Consider the following 25,470-nt stretch of genomic DNA (forward strand, 5'->3'; position numbering starts at 1 on the left):
TTGCAAGGCAACTAGGCATAATACGCCTGTCACCACAGGCGTCCGAGGCTCATGAATTCCACCCTTCCCCGCAGACCCCGTTGGCGCAGCCTGGCCTTGCTCGCGCTGTGCCTGGCGCCGTTGCTGTGGCCGTTGGAGCACTTGGCCGAACGTTACTACCGCAGCGAACTGGCCGGGCAAAACCGCCAGACCCTGGACCTCTACGTCGCCAACCTGTTGGGCACACTGCACCGTTATGAGGTGCTGCCACAGATTCTCGGCGACCTGCCGGCCTTGCGCGCCGCCTTGTCGGCACCCGACGATGGCGTGACCCAAGGCAATGCCAACCGGCTGCTGAAAAACATCAGCGCCCAGACCGGCGCCGAAGTCATGTACCTGATGGACCCTTCCGGCAAGACCCTGGCCGCGTCGAACTGGGACAAACACGACAGTTTCGTCGGACGCAATTTCGCCTTCCGGCCGTACTTCATCGAAGCCATGGCCGGACGCCTGGGTCGCTTCTTCGGCTTGGGCACCACGTCGGCCAAGCGCGGTTATTTCTTCGCCGCCGCCGTGCACGACCGCGAAAAAGTCATTGGCGTGCTGGTGGTCAAGGTCGACCTCGACCACACCGAAAGCCTGTGGGGCAAAACTCCCGAACAATTACTGGTGACCGACCACAACGGCGTGGTCATCCTCACGTCGCGACAAGAGTGGCGATTTCGCGCGACCCGACCCTTGAATGACGCCGAGCGCGAGGCCATCAGTGCGGTACAACCGTATCCGACCCGCGAGCCCAAACCGCTGAACCTGAACGCCAACGCCTGGCTGACCCAGACCCAGTCCATCGAGGAAACCGGCTGGAGCGTAAGCATCCTCGCCCCGCGCACGCTGATTGATCGTCCGGTGCGCACCGTGGTCGCCATCGGTGGCGCGGCCTTGCTGGTCTTGATGCTGTTGCTCGGGTTGATGATGCAACGCCGGCGCCATTACCTGGATCGAATCGCCTTCGAAGCCAAGGCCCGTCAAGAATTGGAAGGCCGGGTGGCCGAGCGCACCAGCGACCTGGAAGGACTGAACCGACGGTTGAAGCAGGAAGTGCTGGAGCGCGAACAGGCTCAGCAAGAGTTGGTCCGTGCCCAGGATGACCTGGTGCAAGCCGGCAAGCTGTCTGCCCTGGGCACCATGTCGGCGAGCATCAGCCACGAACTCAACCAACCGCTGGCAGCGATTCGCAGCTACGCGGAAAACGCCGAGATTTTGCTCGATCACCAACGCACCGAAGATGCCCGGGGCAACCTCAAGCTGATCAGCGAACTGACCGGGCGCATGGCCTCGATCATCGCCCACCTGCGCGCCTTCGCCCGCCGCGACCGACATGCGCCGGAAAGCGTCGCCCTGCAACCGGCGCTGGACGATGCCTTGGCGCTGCTCGCCAAACGTCGGCGCAGCATGGAAGTGGAACTGATCCGCGACTTGCCGGCCGCCACGCTGTGGGTCGAGGCCGGCGAAACCCGCTTGCGCCAGGTACTCGGCAACCTGCTGGCCAACGCCCTTGATGCGCTCACCGAGAAAGGCCCACCGCGCAAACTCTGGCTCAGTGCCCAGGCCACCGAAACCGGCGTCAACCTGTACATCCGCGATAACGGCCCGGGGTTTTGCATGGAAGCCCTGGGCCGCGCCGGTGAGCCCTTCTACACCACCAAGACGCGCACCCAAGGCCTTGGCCTGGGACTGGCGATCTGCGACACCCTGATGCGCGCCTTCGGCGGTGAACTGTCGTTCGCCAACCACAAGGAAGGCGGCGCCCTGATTACCCTGAAACTGCGCGCCGGAGCCCCCGGGGTGAGCCTGCAACCGTCCGAGGACCGAAGTGTATGACCATCGACAACCGGATTGAGGTGGTGCTGATCGACGACGATCCCCATTTGCGTCAGGCCCTGAGCCAGACCCTCGACCTGGCCGGCCTGAAAATTCTGCCCCTGGCCGAAGCCAAAGGCGTGGCCGGGCAACTGCCCCGTGACTGGCCGGGGGTGGTGGTCAGTGATATTCGCATGCCGGGCATGGACGGCCTCGAACTGCTGGGCGAACTCCACGCCCAGGACTCAGAGCTGCCGGTGCTGCTGATCACCGGCCATGGCGACGTGCCACTGGCGGTGCAGGCAATGCGCGCCGGAGCCTATGACTTCCTGGAAAAACCTTTCGCCAGCGATCATCTGCTCGACAGCGTGCGCCGGGCCCTGGCCTTGCGCCGCCTGGTGCTGGACAACCGCAGCCTGCGCCTGGCCCTGAGCGACCGGCATGAACTCAGCGCCCGCCTGGTCGGCCAATCGACTCCGATGCTGCGCCTGCGCGAGCAGATCGGGGCACTGGCCGCCACCCGCGCCGACGTGTTGATCCTCGGTGAAACCGGTGCCGGCAAGGAAGTGGTCGCTCGGGCGCTGCACGACCTTTCGAGCCGGCGTAACGGGCCGTTCGTGGCCATCAACGCCGGGGCCCTGGCCGAGTCGGTGGTGGAAAGCGAACTGTTCGGCCACGAACCCGGCGCTTTTACCGGCGCACAGAAGCGCCGCATCGGCAAGTTCGAATTCGCCAACGGCGGTACGCTGTTCCTGGATGAAATCGAAAGCATGAGCCTGGATGTCCAGGTCAAGCTGCTGCGCCTGCTGCAGGAGCGCGTGGTGGAGCGGCTGGGGGGCAATCACCAGATCCCGCTGGATATCCGCGTAATCGCCGCCACCAAGGAAGACCTGCGCCAGGCCGCCGACCAAGGGCGTTTTCGCGCCGACCTGTATTACCGCCTGAACGTCGCGCCGCTGCGCATACCGCCCTTGCGTGAACGGGGTGAAGATACGCTGATGCTGTTCCAGCATTTCGCCGACGAAGCCAGCGCTCGCCACGGGCTGCCGCCCCATGAATTGCAACCGGCACAACGGGCGCTGCTGCTGCGCCACAGTTGGCCGGGCAATGTGCGGGAATTGCAGAACGCCGCCGAACGTTTTGCCCTGGGCCTGGAACTGGCCCTGGACAACAGCACGCCCGACGGCAGCCCCGGCGCACCGGTGGAAGTGGTCAGCGGCGGCTTGAGCGAGCAGGTGGAAAACTTCGAGAAAACCCTGATCGCCGCCGAACTGGCCCGGCCTCACAGCTCGGTGCGCAGCCTGGCCGAAGCCTTGGGCATTCCACGCAAGACATTGCACGACAAGTTACGCAAACATGGGCTGCACTTCGGCGACAGCAGCCATGGTTCGGCCGATGAGTCCGATTGAGTTATCGTCATTTCCCGTTCAAGCAAAAGGCCCCGCAATGAACCGCGACAGTCGTTACCTGGAATCGATCCTGCACCACGACATCCCCTTGACCCGGGACATGGGCCTCAAGGTGCTCGATTGGCAGGCCCGGCAACTACGCCTGTCCTTGCCGCTTGCAGCCAACGTCAACCACAAGAGCACCATGTTCGGTGGCAGCCTGTATTGCGGCGCGGTGCTCGGCGGCTGGGGCTGGCTGCACCTGGCCCTGCGCGAGGAAGGCATCGAAGACGGGCATATCGTGATTCAGGAAGGGCAGATCAGTTATCCGCTGCCGGTGACCCGCGATGCGACCGTCGTCTGCGCAGCGCCCGAGGAAAAGGTCTGGAAACGCTTCCTGGCCACCTATCGGCGCTATGGCCGGGCGCGACTGGCCTTGCAGACGCAAGTGTTGAATACCGGAAGTGAGGAAGTGGCAGTGCAGTTCGAGGGGCAGTACGTGTTGCACCGCTAAAGCAACGCAGCCCCCCCTGTGGCGAGGGAGCTTGCTCCCGCTCGGTTGCGCAGCAACCGCAAAATCTTGGGGCCGCTTCGCAGCCCAGCGGGAGCAAGCTCCCTCGCCACAGGAAAGCAGGTACGGTTCAGGAACGGGCCAACTCCAATAGCTTGCCCCGCCATGCCGCTTTCGCCGGCAACGCCAGGAACGATGTATTCAACAGCGACTCCCGCGGTGGATAACAGAACGGTTCACCGCTCAAGTCCAACACCTCGCCCCCCGCACCTTCCAATACACCCTGGGCGGCAGCGGTGTCCCACTGGGAGGTCGGCGCCAGCCGTGGATAGCAATCCGCCGCGCCTTCGGCCACCAGGCAAAACTTCAACGAACTGCCAATACTGGTCAGTTGCAGCTCACCCAGGCTCCCGCTCAAACCATCCAGCAGGCGTTCCTGTTCCGGGCTGGTGTGCCGACGACTGGCGACCACGGTAAAAGCTTCACCCGGGGCCAGGACGTCACGAACCGCAATAGGCAAAGGCACGCCGCCCTTATCACCACGCCAGGCACCCAGCCCTGCACCGCCGACGTAAAAGCGTCCATTGGTGGGCATCGACACCACACCGAACACCACGCGGCCCTGCTCCACCAACGCGATGTTGACGGTGAACTCCTCGCTGCCGGAAATGAACTCCTTGGTGCCATCCAGCGGGTCTACCAGCCACCAGCGATGCCAGCCGGCGCGCACGTTTTGGGCAATATCGGCGTCTTCTTCGGAGAGGATCGGAATATCCGGGGCCAGCGCCATCAGCCCGGCCACGATCACATCATGAGCGGCCATGTCTGCAGCGGTCACCGGCGACTCGTCGGCCTTGTGGTTGACCTGCACGTTGGCGCGCCAGAACGGCAGGATCGCTTCACCGGCCTGGAGCGCCAGCTCGACTACAGGGGCCATCAACGGATGAGGGAAAGTCATGACAGGAACGCTCCACGCTGGGTCAGCAGGTCACGGGCCAGGTATAGCGCTGCCAAGGCCCGGCCCTCCGTGAACTGCGGGTTCTGTGCCAGGGCCGACAGCTCACGCAGGTTGACCTTGTCCACGCGCATCGGCTCGGGCTCGTCACCCTCCAGCCGTTCTTCATACAGATCGGTCGCCAGCACCACCTGGATCTTCTGGCTCATGTAGCCGGGGGACAGCGACAGTTCGGTCAGGTGTTCCAATTGACGCGCTCCGAAACCGGCCTCTTCCTTGAGTTCCCGTTCGGCCGCCGCCAGCACATCTTCACCTGGCTCGATCAAGCCCTTGGGCAGGGACAGTTCGTAGGCGTCGGTGCCCCCGCAATACTCTTCCACCAACACAGCGTGGTCGGCATCGAGCATCGCCACGATCATCACCGCGCCATAGCCCGCCCCCTTGCTCGCCAGACGTTCATAGGTGCGCTCCACACCGTTGGAAAACCGCAATTTCAGTTCTTCCACGCAAAACAGGCGGCTGGTAGCGACGATCTGGCGATCGAGTATGGTGGGTTTCTGGCGCATAAACGGCTCCCTGGGCGATAGCGGGCTACTATACCCGGCCTATTCTGATTGTTTGTGTCGGATATCCGATTACCGCTGGAGAAGTTTTATGGCTTTGCTGCCCTGGCATGAGATCGATACGGTTCTGCTGGACATGGACGGCACCCTGCTGGACCTGCATTACGACAACCATTTCTGGCTCGAACACCTGCCACAGCGCTACGCCGAACTGCATGGCGTGAGCCGGGCGATGGCCGAGATGGAGCTGCAGCCGCTGTTCGAGCGCAACGCCGGCCAGTTGCAATGGTATTGCCTGGATTTCTGGAGCGCCGAGCTGAAACTGCCGGTACGCGAACTGAAGTTGGAAACCGCGCACCTGATCGCCTTGCGCCCGGACGCCGATACCTTCCTGGCGGCGATCCAGCGGGCCGGCAAGCGCGTGGTGATGATCACCAACGCCCACCGCGATTCATTGTCCCTGAAGCTGGAGCGCATCGAGCTGGCCCCTTACTTCGACCGCCTGATCAGCTCCCACGACTACGGCTTTCCCAAGGAAAACCCGCAATTCTGGGACGCACTGCAAGCCGACTTGAATTTCGACCCCGCCCGCAGCCTGTTCATCGACGACACCCTGCCGGTGTTGCGCAGCGCCCGGGACTTCGGCGTGGCGCACTTGCTGGCCGTGAGCGAGCCGGATAGCCGCAAAGGGCCAAAGGACACGGGGGAGTTCGAAGCGTTGATAGACTACCGGACGCTGATCGAAGGGCTCTGAAAAAAACCTTTGTGGCGAGGGAGCTTGCTCCCGCTGGGCCGCGAAGCGGCCCCTTTTTTCCAGACAAGTGCTGCGCACTTGAGCGGGAGCAAGCTCCCTCGCCACAGGAAACCGGCTACTCGGGAATACGTAGCACCTGTCCCGGATAGATCTTGTCCGGGTGCGACAACATCGGCTTGTTGGCCTCGAAGATCTTGTTGTACTTGTTCGCGTCGCCGTACTCGGCCTTGGAGATGGCGCTGAGTGTGTCGCCCTTCTTCACGGTCACGAAACGCGCCGCCTGTGCTACCGGACCAGTCACCGTAATCCGGTCGTCGACACTGCCGACGCCTTCGATATTGCCCACCGCCAACAGGATCTTTTCCTTTTCTTCCTGGCTCGCTACTTCACCGGTGACGATGACTTTGTCGCCGTCGATGGTCGCCTGAACATTCGGATTACCCAGGCCGACCTTTTCAATATGCGCTTTCAATTGTTCGCCGGCATTGGCATTGCCGGGGGTCAGCAGGTCGATCAGCTTCTCTCCTGCTTCCTTCACAAAGCTAAAAATACTCATGGCACACGCTCCTTGATTTAAGTGTCCAGACGCAAAGACTAGACCAGGCGAGACGAACCCGGTTCCCAACCGACCAATGACCCCGCCACGCGCAAGCGCTAGAATCCGAACCTTCCTGCGCCCTGGAGCGAAGATGGACATCAAGCAGCTGAAATTTCTCATCGCGCTCGACGAAACCCGCCACTTCGGCCAAGCCGCCGCACGTTGCCACATCACCCAGCCGACCCTGTCGATGCGCCTGCGCAGTCTTGAAGAAGAACTTGACCTGCCGCTGGTCAATCGCGGCCAGCGCTTTGAAGGTTTCACCGCGCCGGGGGAACGGGTACTGGCCTGGGCGCGTACAGTGCTGGCGGCCTATGACGGGCTGCAGGCCGAAGCGGCGGCCTGTCGTGGCAACCTGGTGGGTACGTTGCGCCTGGGCGTGGTGCCGTTGTCGGACTTCGACCCGCTGGCGATGATGCAGCGCTTGCACGCCGAGCACCCCAACCTGCGATTCGAATTGTCGTCCCTGAGCTCCGAACGCATCCTCGAACAGCTGGCGAACAACCGTATCGACCTGGGTATTTCCTACCTGGAACGCCTGGACAACGAGCGCTTCGAAGCCCTGCCTTTCAGCCACACCCGCATGGGCCTGCTCTACGACCAGCGCTATTTCTTTTTCGGCGAACAACCTCTGAGTTGGGAAGCACTGATCGAGCTGCCCCTGGGCATGCTCACCAGCGGCATGCATTTTCGCCAATCCATCGACCACAACTTCCACAGCCGGGGCCTCACACCTCAACCGCTGTTGCAAACCGACGCAGTGCATCAATTGTTACAAGCTGTGCACGGTGGACTGTGTTGCGCGGTGATGCCCTTGGACAGCGGCCTGAATGTGCTGACCGAAGATTTGCGCATCCAGCCCATCGAAAGCGCGCAGACCTTAGTCCCACTGGGCCTGATCATGCGGCGCGGCGCCCCACGTTCGGCCTTGGCAGAGGCCTGTTTTGCCCTTTACCAGAAATCATCGACAACATCTTGATCGACGTCATCTATTGAGAGATCAGTAATAGCGATTAGACGTGGCAGATTGCCGCATTTAGTCTTAACACTATTCCTACTTTCAGTGATGCCTATGAACGACAAGCCTCCGGTCAGTCCAGCGCCAGCGATGGAAACATCCGCGCCGGCCGCCAGCCAGAGCTATCGCTACTGCAATCTGGACCACTCCCAATCGGACAGCACCGCGCTGGCCGAGGAAGTGGCGCTGGCGATTGCCTATAACGGCATCAGCCAGGCGGTCATGCTGGTCACCCCCACCGACCTTGAAGACTTCATCGTCGGCTTCAGCCTCGGCAGCGGCATCATTGAAGACACATCGGACATCTATGACCTGCAACTGAGCGGCACGGGTGCTGCGCACCATGCCGAGGTGACCATCGCCAACCGCGCCTTCTGGAACCTCAAGCAGCAACGCCGGCAATTGACGGGCACCAGTGGCTGCGGCTTGTGCGGCGTGGAGGCAGTGGAACAGGCATTGCCAAACCTCAAGGTGCTGCCCGGCGCACCGCTGCCACCCGCCCAATGGCTCGATGGCCTGCGTGACCGCATCAGCCAGTTCCAGCCCCTGGGTCAATACTGCGGCGCAGTCCACGCCGCGTTGTTCATGAACGCCCAAGGCGAATTGCTGCTGGGTCGCGAAGACATCGGCCGGCACAACGCCCTCGACAAACTGATCGGCGCGTTGGTCCGGCAGCAGATCCCGGTGGCCGGCGGCGTAGCGATCGTCACCAGCCGTTGCAGCCTCGAACTGATCCAGAAAGTCCTGCGGGCCGGTATCCAGACCCTGGTCAGCCTGTCGTCACCCACGGGCCTTGCGGTGCAGTGGGCCCGCCAACACAACCTCAACCTCATCCACCTGCCACAAAAAAGTGCGCCACGGGTCTACAGCCCTGCGATGGAGAAACAAGCGTGAGCAATCATCAACAAGCCGACCAGAAACCCGTACCGCGCTACAAGCCCTACAAGGGCCCGGCCGGTGGCTGGGGAGCGCTGATCAGCGTCGCTCAGGCCTGGTTGACCAGCGACAACGCGCTGAAAAACATCCGCATGATGCTCAAGACCAACCAGAATGGCGGTTTTGACTGCCCAGGCTGTGCCTGGGGTGATTCGCCGGAAAGCGGCATGGTCAAGTTCTGCGAGAACGGCGCCAAGGCCGTGAACTGGGAAGCGACCAAGCGCCGCGTCGATGGTGCATTTTTCGCCAAGCATAGCGTGAGCTCGCTGCTGGAGCAGAGCGACTACTGGCTCGAGTACCAGGGTCGCCTGACCGAGCCAATGCGCTACGACGCCGAAACCGACCGCTACAAACCCGTCAGTTGGGAAGCGGCGTTCGACCTGATCGGCAAGCACCTGCAAGGGTTGTCCAGCCCGAACCAGGCCGAGTTCTACACCTCGGGCCGAGCCAGCAACGAAGCGGCCTACTTGTATCAGCTGTTCGTGCGCGCCTACGGCACCAACAACTTCCCCGACTGCTCGAACATGTGCCACGAGGCCAGCGGCGTAGCGCTGTCCCAGAGCGTGGGCGTGGGCAAGGGCACAGTGACCTTCGACGATTTCGAACACGCCGATGCGATTTTCGTCTGGGGCCAGAACCCCGGGACCAACCATCCGCGGATGCTCGAACCACTGCGCGAGGCGGTGAAACGCGGCGCCCAAGTGGTCTGCATCAACCCGCTCAAGGAGCGTGGCCTGGAGCGCTTCCAGCATCCGCAGAACCCGATCGAAATGCTCACCAACGGCAATAAGCCGACCAACACCGCCTATTTCCGCCCGGCCCTGGGTGGCGACATGGCGATCTTGCGCGGCATGGCGAAGTTCCTGCTGCAGTGGGAGCGCGAAGCGCAGAACACTGGCGCTGCGGCGGTGTTCGACCACGCGTTCCTCAATGAGCACAGCACCAACGTGCTGGATTACCTGGCGGCGGTCGACGACACGCCGTGGGAACAGATTGTCGAGCAATCGGGCATGACCCTGGTCGACATCGAGCAAGCGGCGCGCATGTACGCCAAGAGCCAGAACGTGATCATGTGCTGGGCGATGGGTATCACCCAGCACCGTCATTCGGTGGCGACCATCCAGGAAATCGCCAACGTGATGATGCTGCGCGGCAACATCGGCCGGCCAGGCGCAGGCCTGTGCCCGGTACGTGGCCACAGCAACGTCCAGGGTGACCGGACCATGGGCATCAACGAGCGTCCGCCAGCGGCGTTCCTCGATTCGCTGGAGCGGCGCTTCCAATTCAAGGTACCGCGTGAAAATGGCCACAACGTGGTCGAGGCGATTCACGCCATGGCCGACGGCCAGGCGAAGGTGTTCATTGCCCTGGGCGGCAACTTCGCCCAAGCCACGCCGGACAGCCATCGAACGTTCCGGGCCTTGGCCAATTGCGACCTGACGGTGCAGATCAGCACCAAGCTCAACCGCAGCCATCTGGCTCACGGCAAGGAAGCGCTGATCCTGCCGTGCCTGGGCCGCACCGACATCGATCTGCAAACCGAAGGTGCGCAAGCGGTGACCGTGGAAGACTCCTTCAGCATGGTGCATGCGTCCATGGGCCAGCTGCAGCCGCTGTCGAACCAGATGCGCTCCGAACCGTGGATCATCGCCGGCATCGCCGCCGCCACACTGGGTAGCCGTCCGGTGGACTGGAACTGGCTGGTGGCCGACTACAGTCGCATCCGCGACCTGATCGCCGACACCGTACCAGGCTTCAAGGACTTCAACGAAAAGCTGAAGAACCCTGGTGGGTTCTACCTCGGCAATAGCGCCGGTTCGCGGCGCTGGAATACCCCGTCGGGCCGCGCCAACTTCAAGCCCAACCGGTTGCCGACCGATCTTGTGCATGAACGCACCCGGGCCACCGGCCAGTTGCCCGACCTGATCATGCAGTCCATGCGTTCCCACGATCAGTACAACACCACCATCTATGGCCTGGATGACCGCTATCGCGGTGTGAAGGGCCAGCGTGACGTGTTGTTTGCCAACGAAGCGGACATCATTCGACTGGGCTTCAAGCCGGGGCAGAAAGCCGACATCGTCTCGCTCTGGGATGACGGGCGCGAACGGCGGGTCAAGGGCTTTACCCTGCTGGCATTCGACATTCCTGCCGGGCAGGCTGCTGCTTATTACCCAGAAGTGAACCCGCTGGTGCCACTGGAAAGCACGGGCGACGGCAGCCACACCCCAACGTCGAAATTCGTCGCGATCCGCCTGGAAGCGGCGAGCGAGAATGGACTGATCCTGGCCAAGTCGGCCTGACACAGTATTGTGGCGAGGGAGCTTGCTCCCGCTTGGTTGCGCAGCAACCAGAAAAGGGAGTCGCAGCCCAGCAATACCCCCTCGCTACAGAGTACTTTCCAGCGCCCACAAAAAAGGCCGTTTTCCCTAGAAAACGGCCTGTCCGAAGTAGCTAAAGACCGGCCAATTCGCGTTAAGTTCCGACCGTAAAACAATAAGTTAGAGAATTGTGCACAAGTCGTGTTACTCGTCGGATTTCTATTGTAACCAAGCGAAGCCAGCCTCAGGATCGCGCCGTCATCCCTTTGAGGCTCCTCTATGAAGTTCTCCTCCATTCTCTTGTTGTCCCTTAGCCTGGCCAGTGGCATCGCTTCTGCCGGTGGTACTGCCGAAGCAGGTGTGGGCGGCGCATTGGGCGGGGTTTTGGGTTCGGTCGTCGGCCAGTCCCTGGGCGGCAACACCGGCTCCACTATCGGCGCGGCGCTGGGCGGCGCGGGCGGCAGTGCAGTCGGTGCAGACAAACACAGCCGCGGCGAAGCTGCGATCGGCGGCGCGCTGGGCGCAGCCGGCGGTAACGTGGTCGGTCGTAGCGTCGGCGGTACCACTGGCAGCCTGATCGGTGCGGCAGCGGGCGGCGGCGCTGGTGGTGCCCTGGGTAACTACATGGGCAAGGACGATGACGATGATCGTCACTATGACGGTCGCCGTGGTGATCGCCGCTACTACCGTGACGGCCACCCAGGTCGTGGCCATGCCTACGGGCATCGCAAAAAACATCATCGCCACTACCGCGACTAACGGCTGACTGATAACCGCCGTTGAAGATCGCAGCCTCCGGCAGCTCCCAGAGCTGACAGGAGGCTGCGATTTTTTGTTTCAGACCACCAACAGTTCCAAAGCCCCACGCAGCCGGTCCGGAATCGCCACCGGCCGATTCGACGCCCGGTCCACAAATACGTGAACAAAACGCCCCGCCGCACAGGCCTCCTCCTCGCCGACCTTGAACACCGCCAGCTCGTACTGCACCGAACTGCTGCCCAGCTTCCCGACCCGCAGGCCGATTTCAATCCGGTCTGGAAAGGCGATTGAGGCAAAGTAGTCACAGGCCGAACTCACCACGAACCCCACCACCTCTCCGTCATGGATATCCAGACCACCGACTTCGATCAGGTAGGTATTCACAGCGCTATCGAAAAAGCTGTAATAGGTGACGTTATTGACGTGACCGTACACATCGTTGTCGTGCCAGCGCGTGGTAATGGGTTGCAAGTGTCGGTATTCGTTGCGTTGGGGCATCAGGTGTCCTTTACGGTTGTTCAATGATCTTGACGTGGCCCGGTCTCAGGCCTGCGCGAAACCCTTGCCCTGCGCTGCCAGATCGCCAATCAGACGCGCGGGCTTCCACTGGTCGCCCTGCTTCGTTTCGAGCGCCAGCAGGCGTGCGTGGATATCCTCCAGCCCCTGCCCGTCGGCCCAGGCCATCGGCCCGCCCTTGTCCGCAGGGAAACCGTAGCCGTTGAGGTAGACCAGATCGATGTCGTGGGCCGACTCGGCAATGCCCTCCTCCAAAATTTTCGCGCCCTCGTTGACCAACGCCAGCAAGCACCGTTCGAGGATTTCCTCCGGGCCAATCTCGCGCCGCTGGAAACCTAGCGCTTCACTGACCCGTAGCACCAGCGCATCGACCTCGACATCATGCTCGGCCTGTCGACTGCCCGGCTCATAGTGATAATACCCATTGCCGCTTTTCTGGCCGAACCGTCCCAGTTCGCACAGCCGGTTGTCTACCTGGACCTCTGGCGCATCCTGGCCTGTTCCAGCCAATTCTCGTGCACGCCACTCCAGGTCGATCCCGACGACGTCGTACATGCGAAACGGTCCCATGGCGAAGCCGAAGCCTTGCAACGCCGCATCGACCTGATGAGGGAACGCCCCCTCGAGCAACATCTTGCGAGCCTCCAACACATAAGGATGAAGCATCCGGTTGCCGATGAACCCATGGCAATTGCCCGATACCACGCTGACCTTGCCCATGCGCTTGCCTAATACCAAGGCCGCGTCCAGCACCGCCTTGGAAGTTTGCGCACCACGAACGACTTCCAACAGCTTCATGATGTGCGCCGGGCTGAAGAAATGCAGGCCCAGCACCTGGGTTGGCCGGCGGGTGACCGCGGCGATCGCATCGATGTCCAGCGCCGAGGTGTTGCTCGCCAGGATTGCCTCGGGTTTGAGCAAACCGTCCAGTTCACGAAAAATCCTCTGCTTGAGCTCGAGATTCTCGTAGACCGCTTCGATCACCAGATCGACATTGCGGATCGTCGCGTAATCGTCTGAACGGGTCACCCGTGCGACCCGCGCGTCAGCCTCACCCTGATCGATACGCCCCTGACGCACGCCATGGGCATAGGTCTCGGCCACGGCGACCAGTGCCTGCTCGAGCATCTGCGGATTGTTGTCGACCCACTGCACCGCCACGCCGGCGTTGGCCAGGCACATCACGATGCCCCGGCCCATGGTGCCTGCACCGACCACCGCAGCACGCTGAATATCGAAAGGTGTCTGGCTCATGTCTGCTCTCTTGTTGGCGATCCAAAGACAGCCTCCACCTTAGTCAGCCGTCGAATGTTTTTGAAATTTATTCGTGTGATGCAAGACATTCAGCGGATGGATGCAGTTCACAGGTGCGCTTGAGCCCAATGGCGAACCTCTGCGTACGGATACTCCTCCAGTGCGGCATATCCACGGATCTTTCGCGCCTTCAACCGGGTGAACAACGGCACGCTGATCCCGCACAGAAACCGGGTCAAGCGCTCGGCGGAAGGTGGGTTGCCGGTGTGCTCCTCATGCCTGTGGATAAAGTCACCGCACAGCGTCTCGAAATTTTTATCCACAAGTGCCGGCAACGACGGCGGTTCCGGCAATTGAGCGACCTGTCCGTGGCACACCGAGCAATGACCGCACTGCTGCGGCGCGTTGTCATCGCCGAAATACTGCGCCAATCGATAACCGAGGCAACGGTCGGTGGCGAACAACTCGAGCATGGCATGGATCCGCGCGATTTCACCGCGTTCATGCCGGGTGAAATAAGCATGGAGTTCGGCGCCCAAGACCTGCGTATCCATATTCGTCTCCAGCACGTTGTACACCTCGGTCATCTGCTTGCTTTCCAGCTCGATCCAGCCCTTCTCCTGGAAGTAATCCAGTGCCTTGACCACGCGACTGCGTTCAGCGTGATACTGCTGGTACATCCCGTCGAAATTCACCGCGGCCCAGGTCCGGGCGCGACTGGAGGTCTGGATGATGGCCGAGACGAAATCCCTTCGCTCGCCTTCGAAGCGCTCCAGCAGTTCTTGTGGTTCAGTCAGGAGCTTGAAGCGGTACTCCGCGAAATAGGCATAACGCGGCGCGATCAGCCGACGCAGTTCCAGCTGGACCAGCAGCGTCTTGAGCGGCAACTGCCGGATGTTGCTCTGGTCCGCCAGGGGGCCCAGCAAAAACTCCCATTGCCCATCGGGCGCGGCGGCCTTCAGCTCATCGAGCACACAACGAATGCCCTCCAACTCGGGAGTATCGCCATAGACAAAGTTCTCCAGCACGTTGAGGCTGTCGCGATTGGCCAGTACCAGGCAATCGGACCGCTGCCCGTCCCGCCCGGCCCGGCCAATCTCCTGACTGTAGTTTTCGATGGATTTGGGCAAGTCGAAATGCACCACGTTGCGGATATCGCTCTTGTCGATGCCCATGCCGAACGCAATGGTCGCGACAATGCAATTGGACTGCCCGCCCATGAACCGCCGCTGGATGGCTTCGCGTTGTTCGTGGGGCAAACCGGCGTGATAGGCCTCAGCCCGGATACCGTGCAGGGTCAGGTGTTCGGCTATCTGCTCGGCCGTTCGCTGCAAGGTGACGTAAACGATGCTCGGCTGCCCGGCACGTTCGCCCAGCCATTGCACCAGCCGTGCGCGCTTGTCCGCACCGCGCACGGGTTCGACCAGCAAGTTGAGGTTGGGCCGGTAGAAACCGGTCGTCACCACATCCTCGGCGGCGATGGCGAACTTCGCCTGCATGTCGGCGATGACCTTGGGTGTCGCGGTGGCCGTCAACAGCAACACTTGGGGAATATGGAACTGGCGCTGATAATCGGGAAGCTTGAGGTAGTCCGGACGAAAGTTATGCCCCCACTCTGAAATACAGTGGGCCTCGTCCACCACCAGCAACGAGATCGGCACCTGCTGCAGAAAGTTGCGAAAACGCTCGTTCTTCAGCCGCTCCACGGAAATCATCAGGATCTTCAACTCGCCCGAACGGGCCCGCGCCATGGCGTCGTTGGCGTCGTCACGGCTCTGGGCCGAATCGATACTGGCCGACGCGATGCCGTGGCGTTGCAGGAACGCCAACTGATCCTGCATCAGCGCCAGCAATGGTGAAACCACCAGGGTCAGGTGCGGCAACAGCAGGGCTGGCAACTGATAACACAGGGACTTGCCGGAACCGGTGGGAAAAATGGCCGCCGCCGACCGACCGGCCAGGACTGCGCTGATGGCCGTTTCCTGACCGGGGCGAAACTGTGGATAACCGAAAACCTGTTCCAGGGTGCTGTGCATAAGCGGTCGCTCCTTTGACTGCTGCGAGACCCAAAGACTAGCGGGACAGCGCAGCGCGTCGAGAAAAGGTCGGGGTAAAAAACGATACCGGATGATACAGCCTCAACATCCGATTGCTTTGCCACGAGGTGATACAAATCCGGGCACTTTGATGCCTCGTTCCCCCTCCGTTTGCGGGTTAAGGTGCGCCGTCAACTCATGAGCAAGACCAGGAAGCCTGACGCTCAAGACTCTATTCAAGGATCGAACCATGCCACACCTGTTTCCCGTGCTACGCGCCCTGGCGATAGCATCCGCCTCACTGCTGGCCGGCTGCCTGACCATCGCTGAACCCTCCGGCGTGGAACCGGCCGTGTTCGAAACACCGGAGTATCACGCTCAGCGGGGCCTTGCCGTCATCAAGGCTTCGGCGTTATACGCCCGTGGCGGCACCGGACAGGATGTGGTGGTTGCACTGATCGATTCGGGGCTCGACACCCGCCTGAAGGAGTTCGAAGGCCGGCTGAGCGATCCCGGATTCGATTACGTCGAAAACCGTCCAGGCACGATTGACCGCATCGGCCACGGCACGCAAATGGCCGGCATACTCGCCGCCAACAAGGACGACCAGGGCATGCATGGCATCGCATTCAACGCTCGGTTGATCCCCTTTCGTTTCGGCGACGACAACGAGCCGTTTTTCTTTGACAGCGAAATCGCACAATCCTGGCAAAGCGGCTTCGACAAGGGCGCCCGCCTGTTCAACAACTCGTGGGCCAACGCCATCCCCGCCACCGAAATCAATGAGGCGCGCTACAACCAGGTCATGCCCGACTCTCTGGCCGTTGCTCGAAAACTGGTCGCGGACGGTGCTGTGTTCGTCTTCCCGACAGGTAACGAACTCAAGCGTGAGCCTTTGGCCGAACCGGGGCTGCCGGTGGCCTTGCCTGAACTGGAAAAAGGGTGGCTCGCGGTGGTTGCGCTGAAAAACGACGGCAGCGCGATCAATGGCAAATCCAACTATTGCGGCGTTGCAGCCGCCTGGTGCATCGCCGTACCTGGCGGCGACTCCGGGGCGCAGGCAGGCTTGCTCACGGTGGGCAAGGAGGGTCGTTACGTGCAAACCGCCGGCACGTCTCCAGCCGCAGCCTTGGTCAGTGGCGCACTGGCTGCGCTGCAAAGCCTTTACCCGCAACTCAACCCGCAACAGGTGCGCGAGCATCTGCTGGCGACAGCCAACCGCACGGGCATCTATGCCAACAGTGAGGCCTATGGCAGGGGGTTGATGGATCTGGAGGCGGCCTCACGACGAGTCCCCGCCCCCATAGCGGATTAAAGTACTGCACCATCGACGTGGAGCTCGCTTCCACCGCTTGTTATTTCATCAGCTCCTGTAACGGCGAGATGACTAGCCTGTCGGAAATGGCCTGCCGCATCCTAAGCCTTCCCTACAGCGAGTTTGTAGGATCGGCCAGACGGTGAATGGGAAATGAAGACGGGTCAGCTAGCTCTGGAGCAAACATTTCATCCAAGCGTCAGACGCTGGTAAACGTCCTACACAAGCTGTCCTTCCAGGTCCTATTGCGGTGCCTGGAAGGAGCCCTCTATAGTTTCGGCGCGATTGAAAATCGTACTGAAGAGGGCTCAAATGCATACGGATACTCCGCCCATCGATCGATACCAGCGACTCAACAGCACACCGATTCTGGCCATCGACACCGAGGCCAACCTCCACGACCTCTGCGACGCCGCCGCCCAACGAATCCGCGCGTCCAGCGACCTGCTCGAAACCCTTCACTGCCTATGCTTCAAACATGCCGATGTGAAAGACATTCCCAACATCGTTCATGCGCTTTATCTGCTGACTCAAGATGGCAGCGAGTTGCTGGAGGTTGTGCGGCAGCGGTTGCGTTAATTAGCCGTCCATAAAAAAACGCCCTCGAAGGGTAATGCTGTTCACTTAAGAAAATGATGGACCTGTGGCGAGGGAGCTTGCTCCCGCTCGGCTGCGAAGCAGTCGTAAACCGGCGGGGGCGGTGTGTCTGATGCTGCGCGTTTGGCAGGTTTAGGGGCCGCTTCGCAGCCCAGCGGGAGCAAGCTCCCTCGCCACGGGTTTGTCGATGGCCTTAAGTGAACAGCATTACCCCCATTGAAGGGCGTGGCAAACCATACCGAGCAACCAAAAGCCCCCTTACCAGACGGTTCCGAGACTGTTGTGAGACTTTTCTTCTTTTTCCAATGGGCAACGATTCGCCCTAGACTTTCACCCCGATAGACACCCCCCCTTCAGCCCGGACATTTCACCATGCGCCTTAGCCCAGACTTCCCCGACGACCCGGTCATGCGCCAACTCATGGAACTGCTCCACGAAGAAATCGGCTTGCCCGAGCACAAGACCATTCGCCTGGGCACGGCAATCAATTTCGATCTGGGCTGCGATGGCGCGGATGCCCGGCAGCTGATAGAAGCCTTGGAGGAGCGGTTCGCCATCGATCTCGTCGACTATGACGCTTACCGCTACTTCCAGCCGGAAGGCTTTGATGTGTTTCAAAAGCGCAGGGCCAAGGGCCGTGGCAATAAGATGCCGTTGACCATCGGCATGCTCTACAAGGCCATCAAGGCACAACGATGGGATACGCAGGAAGTGGAAAACGCCTAGCTGGTAAGACAAGCCGCCCACAAAAAAGCCGCCCTGAAGAGGGCGGCTTTTTCATCTGCTAACCGAGCCTTACAGCTGCGGACCAGCAGCCTTGATCGCGTCGCTCACGTCGAACTTCTTGAAGTTCTCGGTGAACAACCCGGCCAAGGCCTTGGCCGCTTCGTCGTAGGCAGCTTTGTCGGCCCAGGTGTTGCGTGGGTTCAACAGGCCAGTCTCGACGCCCGGAACAGCCAGCGGCACGTCCAGGTTGATGATGTCCAGGTGTTCGGTTTCAGCACCGATCAGCGCGCCGCTCTGGATCGCCGCGATCACCGCACGGGTGGTCGGGATGTTGAAGCGCTTGCCGACGCCATAGCCGCCGCCAGTCCAGCCCGTGTTGACCAGGTAGACCTTGGAGCCGAAGCCGCGGATACGCTTGATCAGCAGCTCAGCGTACTCACCGGCCGGACGCGGGAAGAACGGAGCGCCGAAGCAAGTGGAGAAGGTCGACTTGATGCCGCTGCCCGAACCCATTTCGGTCGAGCCCACCAGTGCGGTGTAGCCGGACAGGAAGTGGTAGGCGGCTTGTTCTTCGCTGAGGATCGACACTGGCGGCAGTACGCCGGTCAGGTCGCAGGTCAGGAAGATGACGGCGTTGGGCTCGCCACCGAGGTTTTTCGGTGCGCGTTTTTCGATCAGCTCACGCGGGTAGGCGGCGCGGCTGTTCTGGGTCAGGCTGTCGTCGGCGTAGTCGGCTTTCTTGGTGATTGGGTCCAGGACGACGTTTTCCAGCACGGCGCCGTGCTGGATGGCTTTCCAGATAACCGGCTCGTTCTTCTCGGACAGGTCGATGCACTTGGCGTAGCAACCGCCTTCGATGTTGAAGACCACGCCCACGCCCCAGCCGTGCTCGTCGTCGCCGATCAGGTAACGGCTTTCATCGGCAGACAGGGTGGTCTTGCCAGTGCCCGACAGACCGAAGAACAGGGTCACGTCGCCCTCTTCGCCCATGTTGGCAGCGCAGTGCATCGGCAGCACATCGACCGCTGGCAGCAGGAAGTTCTGCACGGAGAACAGGGCTTTTTTCATCTCACCGGCGTAACGCATGCCGGCGATCAGCACTTTCTTGGCCGCGAAATTGATGATCACGGTACCGTCGGAGTTGGTGCCGTCGCGCTCAGGCTCGCAGACGAAGTTCGGCGCGTTGAGGATCTGCCACTCATCCTTGCCGCCGGCGTTGTACTGCTCGGGGTTGATGAACAGGCAGCGACCGAACAGATTGTGCCAGGCCGTCTCGGTGGTCATCTTGACCGGCAGGTAGTGCGCAGGATCGGAACCTACATGCACATGGGAGACAAAACGCTCGCGCTCGCCCAGGTAGGCTTCAACGCGGTTCCACAAGGCATCGAACTTGTCGGCCGGGAACTTGCGGTTGATCGGGCCCCAGGCGATGGCGTCCTGGGTGGTTGGCTCTTCCACGATGAAACGGTCGACTGGCGAGCGACCGGTACGATGACCGGTACGAACAACCAGCGCGCCAGTATCGGCAAGCTCGCCTTCACCGCGATTCAGGGCTTCTTTGACCAGATCATCGACACTCAGATCGGTGTACACGGCGTTATTGGCTTGCGTCATGAGATTCCCCGTCGGCCCATGGCCGAGTGCTCCAAACGTTTTGTAGTAGGAAGTCGCGCACTACTACCCGAAAAAAGTGGGCCGGATTATGCCAGAAAACCCCAAAAAGAGTAGGGCCCTCCCGTCAGTACGGCGTAAATCCGGCGTTTGCCAGGAGATTTACCTGCGCTGAACCGTTTTAGTGACGAGTATCTGACGGTGTGTCGACACCCGCACCGGCGAACAATTGCGCAATGTCCGCCGCGTCGAACAGGTAGCGCTCGTTGCAAAACTGGCAATCGATCTCGATGGCACCGCCATGCTCGATCACCAGTTGCTGCGCATCTTCCAGACCCAGACTGACCAGCGCATTGGCAGAACGTTCACGAGAGCAGCTGCATTGGAAGCGCAACGGTTGTCCGTCGAACAAGCGTACCTGCTCCTCGTGATAGAGGCGATGCAGCACGGTTTCGTTGTCCAGGCTCAACAGCTCATCGGCGCTCAGGGTGCTGGCCAGAGCGGTGACGTGCTGCCAACTGGCGTCGCGCTCTTCCGGGTCACGCAGGCGATCGGCAGGCAGTTGTTGCAACAGCAAACCGCGGGCACGCCGCCCGTCGGCGTAGAGCCAGAAGCGGGTATTGGTCTGCTGGGACATGACGAAGTAGTTGGTGAAGCATTCAGCCAGGGTCACGCCATCGAGATCGACGATGCCCTGGTAGCGCTTGCCATGGGTAGGGTCCACCGTCAGGGCCAGCACGCCGTTGGGCATCATGTCGGCCAGGGTCGCGTCGGGCGCGATCTGCTCGGCGTGATAACGGGCCAAGCCGCGGATCTCGCGCTCGCTGGAGCACTCGATCATCAGCAGCGGGACCGGACCTTCGGAACGCGCCTGGAGAATCAGCAAGCCATCGAACTTCAAGGTGCCCACCAGCAACGCCGCAGCCGCCATCAGCTCGCCGAGCAGTTGTGCGACCGGCTCCGGATAGGGGTGCTTGGCGAGGACTTCGGCGTAGCTACGCTCCAACGCCACCAGCTCGCCACGGGCGTCGCTGTCATCGAAGATGAAACGTTGGGTGTAGTCGGTATCCGGTAAATCAGTCATAGGGTCTGGTATCTGAGATGATGACAAATGATGGCGGGCATTTTATGGGCATTGCCGGTGGGTTCCAAGCAAGGCTTGGGTTTGCCTGACGGGAAGAGACCGATGACTCAATCCGAATTGTCATTGTGGCGAGGGAGCTTGCTCCCGCTCGGTTGCGCAGCGACCGTCAGATTTCGGGGCCGCTACGCAGCCCAGCGGGAGCAAGCTCCCTCGCCACGGGCCTTGCGCCAGCCTTTTTATTCGTTATTGCTGCCATGAAATTTGAACAGGTCCCGGCGCTGCTTCTTGCTCGGCTTGCCATCGGTGCTGACCCCCAGGGCGCCGGCCTTGCGTTGCGCGGCGGCGGCTTCGCGCTTGGCGATGCTGGCTTCGGTCTCACGATACAGCGCCTGCGCTTCAGGTGCGCCGCGACGCACGATCGACAAAGCTTCGACCACCACGGTCTTTTCATCGAAGCCGGTGCGAATGACAAATTCATCGCCAACGCGTGGCTCCTTGCCCGGCTTGCAACGTTCTCCGCGGTGATGAACCTTGCCGCTCTCGATGGCGGTCTTGGCCAGGGCCCGCGTCTTGTAGAATCGCGCCGCCCACAACCATTTATCGAGACGGACCTTGTCGTCCTCTTCCTTTTTTTGTGCCACTGCCATTCCTCTTTTCTGCCAATTGCCGGAACTGTACTACCGTTTTTGTCGAGCGCACGAATCCGGGCCGACGGATAGAATGTCCGCCAAATCGCCTCCACATGCATGGCTTGGCTAGAAATCGGTTACAAGCACAAACAAGCGCGTAGATAACTGTCGCCATTTTGTGATTATTCTGCGTGAATACCGCGATTCGCGGAGTCCACGATCCGATGTACTGATCGCAGGTTTTTTTTATTGAAGACTTTTGACCATTTGACCGTTGTCGGTCTGCGCGAGTGGGTGGCGCTCCCGGATCTGGGAGTCGTGGGCCTGCGGGCAAAAATCGACACCGGCGCCAGCACCTCCAGCCTGCATGCCACAGACATCGAGCCATTTGAGCGCGATGGCGAAAAGTGGGTGCGCTTCACTGCCCACCTCGGTACGGTCGTGCAATTGCGCCATCGCCGCTGCGAAGCCCCCCTGGTGGCCCGCAAGACAATAAAAAGCTCCAACGGCCACGCTCAGGTCCGCTACGTGATCAGCACCACGTTGGCACTGGGTGATCGGATCTGGCGGGTCGAGTTCACCCTTGCCTGCCGCAAGTCCATGCGATACCGCCTGTTACTGGGTTCCAAAGCCTTGATCGACGGCCAACTGGTGGTCAATCCGGGTATCAAATACGTTCAAGACAAGCCGGCATTCCCGGTGTCCACTACCTCTGCCACAGGTGTTGCATGAAGATCGCTGTGCTGTCGCGTAATCCGCGTCTGTATTCCACTCGTCGTCTGGTTGAAGCCGGGACCGAACGAGGCCATGAAATGGTGGTGATCGACACCCTGCGCGCCTACATGAACATCGCCAGCCACAAGCCTCAGATCCACTACCGTGGCAAGCCGCTGGAAGGGTTCGACGCGGTGATCCCGCGCATCGGCGCATCGGTGACGTTCTATGGCTGCGCCGTGTTGCGCCAGTTCGAAATGATGGGGGTGTTTCCCCTCAACGAGTCGGTGGCCATCGCCCGCTCCCGGGACAAGCTGCGCTCGCTGCAACTGCTGTCACGACGCGGGATCGGCCTGCCGGTCACCGGTTTTGCCCACTCCCCCGACGACATTCCCGACCTGATCGCGATGGTCAACGGCGCACCACTGGTGATCAAGGTGCTGGAAGGCACCCAGGGCATCGGCGTGGTCTTGTGTGAAACCGCGACCGCGGCGGAGTCGGTGATCGAGGCATTCATGGGCCTGAAGCAGAACATCATGGTCCAGGAATACATCAAGGAAGCCGGTGGCGCCGACATTCGCTGCTTCGTCGTCGGCGACAAAGTGATTGCCTCGATGAAACGCCAGGCCAAGCCCGGAGAGTTCCGCTCCAACCTCCATCGCGGCGGCAGTGCCAGCCTGATCAAGATTACCCCGGAAGAACGCATGACCGCCCTGCGGGCCGCGAAAGTCATGGGTTTGGCCGTGGCCGGCGTGGATATCCTGCGCTCCAATCACGGGCCGCTGGTGATGGAGGTCAACTCCTCGCCAGGCCTGGAAGGAATCGAGACCACTACAAGCAAGAACGTGGCAGGGATCATCATCGAACACCTGGAAAAGAATGGCGGGCCGAACATGACCCGGACCAAAGGAAAGGGCTAGAAGAGCAGCTTCAAGCTTTAAGCCAAGCCGGTTCAACTTGCAGCTTGAAGCTCGCGACTTGCAGCTGCCCCTATACCGCATCCCTTGGCAGCATCAGCCCCAACGGCAACCGCACCCGAGCCTCCAGCCCACCACCGGCGCGATTGCGCAACTCGACGTTGCCGCCGTGCATCGAGGCGATGCGCTTGACGATGGCCAGGCCCAGCCCCGTGCCCTTCCCGCCCCGGGCGCGATCGCCGCGAGTGAACGGGTTGAAAATGGCTTCCAGCTCAGAGGGATCGATGCCGGCACCTCGGTCCATGACGCTCAGCACCACGTAAGGCGCGCTGGTGTCACCGGAGACATAGGCCGCGACCTCGACGCCGGTGCCAGCGTGGTTCAGCGCATTGCCAATCAGGTTGTTCAACAAGCGCTTCATCGACACCCGGCGCAGGGGGAAGGGCTGGATCGGCTCCAGGCGCAGGTGCACTTTTTCGTCATTCTGGTTATAGGGCGCAGCCACCTCCCGCACCAATTCACTGAGGTCCACCTCTTCCACAGACTCGTCACGACCGTCGCGAATGAACGCCAGGAACTGGTCGAGAATCGCGTCCATGTCCTCGATGTCGCGGACCATCTCGTCGGTCAAGTCGGTGTGCTCGCCCATCAACTCCAGCGACAACCGCAGCCGGGTCAGCGGCGTACGCAAGTCATGGGAGACACCCGCGAGCATCAACTCACGCTCGCGCCCGGCCTGTTCCACATCCTCGGCCATCTGGTTGAAGGCGCGGTAGACCTCGGTCATCTCGCTGGGCGTATCGCTGATGGGCAGCCGCACGCTGCGCCCCTGGCCCAGTTGGCGGGCGGCGTAGACCAGGCGTTTCAACGGTTGGTTGAGCTGGCTGACGAAGATCCACGCCGATGCCGTCGACAGCAGGCCGATGGCCAGGAACCAGCCGAGCACGTTCCAGATTTTCTGGCCGCGCAACGGATGCGGGTACAACGGCACTTTCAGCCAGCCATCCCCCAGGCTTGGAGCCCGGACCCAAAGCGCCGGCGGCGAGTGCATGCGCAATCGCACCTCGGTATCGGCGCCCAGTTCGGCCTGCATCTGGCGTTGATAGATCTCGCTGTAGGGCCAATGCTGCTCGCCCTCCGGCACGCCGGCACCGACGACACGGATCAGCGTCGCCGCCTCGGCAATTTTCGCCCGGTTGGTTTCGTCCGCCGCCCAATAGGCCCGCAGGGTCAAGGCAACGCCGTGGCTGTACTGCCGGTCCACGAGCACGTCTTCGTTCATCAGCAGGTACACCAACGTCAGTGCCTTGGAGAAGAGCACGACGATCAGCACCAGCCAGAGGGTGCGGGAGAAGAAACTCTGGGGGAACCAAACGGGGGTTTTCATGAATAACCGCTACACACTTGCAGGAGCGAGCGATGCTCGCACAATGACAGACCGCGAGTCGCCTGGAAGAAGACATTTCAACCGGCCAGGCCACCCGCTCCTACAAATCGCCGATCACTTGCTGGCGGCGCCATCCGGTACGAACACGTAACCCACGCCCCAGACGGTCTGGATGTACCGCGGCTTGGAAGGATCGGGTTCGATCATCCGGCGCAGACGGGAAATCTGCACGTCAATGGAGCGCTCCAGCGCATCCCATTCACGACCACGGGCCAGGTTCATCAGTTTGTCGCGGGTCAGCGGCTGGCGGGCGTTCATCACCAGGGCCTTGAGCACGGCGAACTCGCCGGTGGTGAGCATGTGGATCTCATCGCCGCGCTTGAGCTCACGGGTGGCCAGGGACAGTTCGTAGTCGCCGAAGGTCACGCTTTCGTCTTCGCTGCCCGGCGCGCCAGGCACCGGCGCCGACTGGCGACGCAGCACCGCCTTGACGCGGGCCATCAGCTCGTCGGGGTTGAACGGCTTGGCCAGGTAATCGTCGGCGCCCAGTTCAAGGCCCTTGATACGGCTAAGCTCGTCGCCCTTGGCGGTGAGCATGATGATCGGGATCTGGTTGTTGGCGCCGCGCAAGCGGCGGCAGGCGGTCAGGCCGTCTTCACCGGGCAGCATCAGGTCGAGTACGACCAGGTTGAACACTTCACGGGCCAGCAACCGATCCATTTGCTCGGTATTCGGTACGGTGCGGGCGCGGTAGCCCTTGCTGACGAAAAAGCGTTCCAGCAAGCTGCTCAGCCCCGGATCGTCGTCAACAATAAGAATTTTTTCGCCTTCAGCAGTTTGTGCAGTGCTGCTCATAGGAAGCTCCTTTGATCTCGGCGCGCATTATGGCCTAGCTGCCGTTATACGCACCGTGTGCATTGTTAGCAGATTTTTCCTCTATCACCACAAATCCGGGTATCAAGCCTACAGACCATGTCCCCCCCTCAGGACAGAACGCTGGTTATAATGCGCGGCCTTTTGTGCCAGGGAATGTCGGATCGTG

24 protein-coding genes are annotated in these 25,470 nt (G+C 61.3%); 13 read left to right on the forward strand and 11 right to left on the reverse strand.

The genetic code is table 11. The annotated features are described in order from the left end of the window. Positions 1-51: 51 nt before the first annotated feature. From BM300_RS12830 to BM300_RS12840, 3 genes are read left to right on the forward strand one after another with little or no spacing between them, the layout of a single operon-like run. On the forward strand, positions 52-1,860 hold the full coding sequence (locus BM300_RS12830) for a sensor histidine kinase (protein WP_092152562.1): 1,809 nt from the start codon (positions 52-54) through the stop codon (positions 1,858-1,860). Then, entirely contained in the window at positions 1,857-3,248 is a 1,392-nt protein-coding gene (locus BM300_RS12835; RefSeq protein ID WP_092463048.1) for a sigma-54-dependent transcriptional regulator, read from the forward strand. Before BM300_RS12830 ends, BM300_RS12835 begins: the two co-directional genes overlap by 4 nt. A gap of 37 nt (positions 3,249-3,285) precedes the next feature. Continuing rightward, entirely contained in the window at positions 3,286-3,741 is a 456-nt protein-coding gene (locus tag BM300_RS12840) for a YiiD C-terminal domain-containing protein (protein ID WP_092146537.1), read from the forward strand. 127 nt (positions 3,742-3,868) lie between these two features. Here the strand turns inward: BM300_RS12840 and cysQ are convergent, their stop codons facing one another. Further along, entirely contained in the window at positions 3,869-4,696 is an 828-nt protein-coding gene (gene cysQ / locus BM300_RS12845; protein WP_092146539.1) for a 3'(2'),5'-bisphosphate nucleotidase CysQ, read from the reverse strand. Further along, positions 4,693-5,259: an ADP compounds hydrolase NudE gene (nudE, locus tag BM300_RS12850; RefSeq protein ID WP_003196729.1), complete on the reverse strand. Its 567-nt coding sequence runs from the start codon at positions 5,257-5,259 to the stop codon at positions 4,693-4,695. Before nudE ends, cysQ begins: the two co-directional genes overlap by 4 nt. An 88-nt stretch (positions 5,260-5,347) precedes the next feature. On the opposite strand from nudE, the gene yrfG reads away from it, so the two are divergent. Beyond that, positions 5,348-6,010: a GMP/IMP nucleotidase gene (yrfG, locus tag BM300_RS12855; protein WP_092222251.1), complete on the forward strand. Its 663-nt coding sequence runs from the start codon at positions 5,348-5,350 to the stop codon at positions 6,008-6,010. 115 nt (positions 6,011-6,125) lie between these two features. On the opposite strand, the gene lysM is transcribed toward yrfG, so the two are convergent. Further along, positions 6,126-6,566, reverse strand: coding sequence for a peptidoglycan-binding protein LysM (lysM, locus tag BM300_RS12860; RefSeq protein ID WP_092463049.1), 441 nt, complete (start codon positions 6,564-6,566; stop codon positions 6,126-6,128). Positions 6,567-6,699: 133 nt separating this feature from the next. Here lysM and BM300_RS12865 point away from each other — a divergent pair, with 133 nt between their 5' ends. From BM300_RS12865 to BM300_RS12880, 4 genes are all read left to right on the forward strand, one after another. After that, complete coding sequence (locus BM300_RS12865) at positions 6,700-7,587, forward strand: LysR family transcriptional regulator (RefSeq protein ID WP_063323406.1); 888 nt, start codon at positions 6,700-6,702, stop codon at positions 7,585-7,587. Positions 7,588-7,680: 93 nt separating this feature from the next. Next, positions 7,681-8,520, forward strand: a complete 840-nt coding sequence (gene fdhD / locus BM300_RS12870; protein WP_092146545.1) for a formate dehydrogenase accessory sulfurtransferase FdhD — start codon at positions 7,681-7,683, stop codon at positions 8,518-8,520. Then, positions 8,517-10,865 (forward strand): FdhF/YdeP family oxidoreductase, encoded by a 2,349-nt coding sequence (locus BM300_RS12875; RefSeq protein ID WP_092146546.1) that lies wholly within the window; start codon positions 8,517-8,519, stop codon positions 10,863-10,865. Before fdhD ends, BM300_RS12875 begins: the two co-directional genes overlap by 4 nt. A 297-nt stretch (positions 10,866-11,162) precedes the next feature. Continuing rightward, positions 11,163-11,642, forward strand: a complete 480-nt coding sequence (locus tag BM300_RS12880) for a glycine zipper domain-containing protein (protein ID WP_092463051.1) — start codon at positions 11,163-11,165, stop codon at positions 11,640-11,642. 78 nt (positions 11,643-11,720) lie between these two features. Here BM300_RS12880 and BM300_RS12885 read toward each other — a convergent pair whose 3' ends face one another. The 3 genes from BM300_RS12885 to BM300_RS12895 all read right to left on the reverse strand — a co-directional run bounded on the left by BM300_RS12885 (position 11,721) and on the right by BM300_RS12895 (position 15,448). Continuing rightward, positions 11,721-12,140 (reverse strand): acyl-CoA thioesterase, encoded by a 420-nt coding sequence (locus BM300_RS12885; protein WP_092146548.1) that lies wholly within the window; start codon positions 12,138-12,140, stop codon positions 11,721-11,723. Positions 12,141-12,185: 45 nt separating this feature from the next. Next, positions 12,186-13,412, reverse strand: coding sequence for a 3-hydroxyacyl-CoA dehydrogenase (locus BM300_RS12890; RefSeq protein ID WP_092463054.1), 1,227 nt, complete (start codon positions 13,410-13,412; stop codon positions 12,186-12,188). 107 nt (positions 13,413-13,519) lie between these two features. After that, entirely contained in the window at positions 13,520-15,448 is a 1,929-nt protein-coding gene (locus BM300_RS12895) for a RecQ family ATP-dependent DNA helicase (RefSeq protein WP_092463057.1), read from the reverse strand. Positions 15,449-15,698: 250 nt separating this feature from the next. Here BM300_RS12895 and BM300_RS12900 point away from each other — a divergent pair, with 250 nt between their 5' ends. From BM300_RS12900 to BM300_RS12910, 3 genes are all read left to right on the forward strand, one after another. Further along, entirely contained in the window at positions 15,699-16,763 is a 1,065-nt protein-coding gene (locus tag BM300_RS12900) for a S8 family peptidase (RefSeq protein ID WP_092463059.1), read from the forward strand. A 312-nt stretch (positions 16,764-17,075) separates the two neighbouring features. Then, positions 17,076-17,342, forward strand: a complete 267-nt coding sequence (locus BM300_RS12905; protein WP_092222242.1) for a hypothetical protein — start codon at positions 17,076-17,078, stop codon at positions 17,340-17,342. 390 nt (positions 17,343-17,732) lie between these two features. Further along, a complete protein-coding gene (locus BM300_RS12910; RefSeq protein ID WP_092146557.1) occupies positions 17,733-18,086 on the forward strand; it encodes a DUF1493 family protein in 354 nt (117 codons plus the stop codon). A 69-nt stretch (positions 18,087-18,155) separates the two neighbouring features. Here BM300_RS12910 and BM300_RS12915 read toward each other — a convergent pair whose 3' ends face one another. The 3 genes from BM300_RS12915 to BM300_RS12930 form a co-directional block, all read right to left on the reverse strand. Beyond that, the gene (locus BM300_RS12915) at positions 18,156-19,700 is read right to left on the reverse strand and encodes a phosphoenolpyruvate carboxykinase (protein WP_092463061.1); all 1,545 of its coding nucleotides are present in this window, start codon (positions 19,698-19,700) and stop codon (positions 18,156-18,158) included. Between the two features lie 178 nt (positions 19,701-19,878). Continuing rightward, entirely contained in the window at positions 19,879-20,781 is a 903-nt protein-coding gene (gene hslO, locus BM300_RS12925) for an Hsp33 family molecular chaperone HslO (protein ID WP_063323416.1), read from the reverse strand. 236 nt (positions 20,782-21,017) lie between these two features. Beyond that, positions 21,018-21,422, reverse strand: coding sequence for an RNA-binding S4 domain-containing protein (locus BM300_RS12930; RefSeq protein WP_072342873.1), 405 nt, complete (start codon positions 21,420-21,422; stop codon positions 21,018-21,020). Positions 21,423-21,677: 255 nt separating this feature from the next. On the opposite strand from BM300_RS12930, the gene BM300_RS12935 reads away from it, so the two are divergent. Together BM300_RS12935 and rimK are read left to right on the forward strand one after the other, a co-directional pair. Then, positions 21,678-22,142, forward strand: a complete 465-nt coding sequence (locus tag BM300_RS12935) for a retropepsin-like aspartic endopeptidase RimB (protein WP_170845936.1) — start codon at positions 21,678-21,680, stop codon at positions 22,140-22,142. Further along, positions 22,139-23,044 carry a 30S ribosomal protein S6--L-glutamate ligase gene (rimK, locus tag BM300_RS12940; RefSeq protein WP_003196697.1) on the forward strand — a complete coding sequence of 302 codons (906 nt, stop codon included), beginning with the start codon at positions 22,139-22,141 and terminating at the stop codon, positions 23,042-23,044. Before BM300_RS12935 ends, rimK begins: the two co-directional genes overlap by 4 nt. 70 nt (positions 23,045-23,114) lie before the next feature. Here the strand turns inward: rimK and BM300_RS12945 are convergent, their stop codons facing one another. Further along, positions 23,115-24,428 carry an ATP-binding protein gene (locus BM300_RS12945; RefSeq protein WP_063323417.1) on the reverse strand — a complete coding sequence of 438 codons (1,314 nt, stop codon included), beginning with the start codon at positions 24,426-24,428 and terminating at the stop codon, positions 23,115-23,117. Positions 24,429-24,542: 114 nt separating this feature from the next. Then, positions 24,543-25,283: an osmolarity response regulator transcription factor OmpR gene (ompR, locus tag BM300_RS12950; RefSeq protein WP_025211284.1), complete on the reverse strand. Its 741-nt coding sequence runs from the start codon at positions 25,281-25,283 to the stop codon at positions 24,543-24,545. Positions 25,284-25,470: the final 187 nt, after the last annotated feature.

The organism is Pseudomonas sp. NFACC46-3 (assembly GCF_900114515.1).
In the GTDB taxonomy this organism is placed as follows: domain Bacteria; phylum Pseudomonadota; class Gammaproteobacteria; order Pseudomonadales; family Pseudomonadaceae; genus Aquipseudomonas; species Aquipseudomonas fluorescens_Q.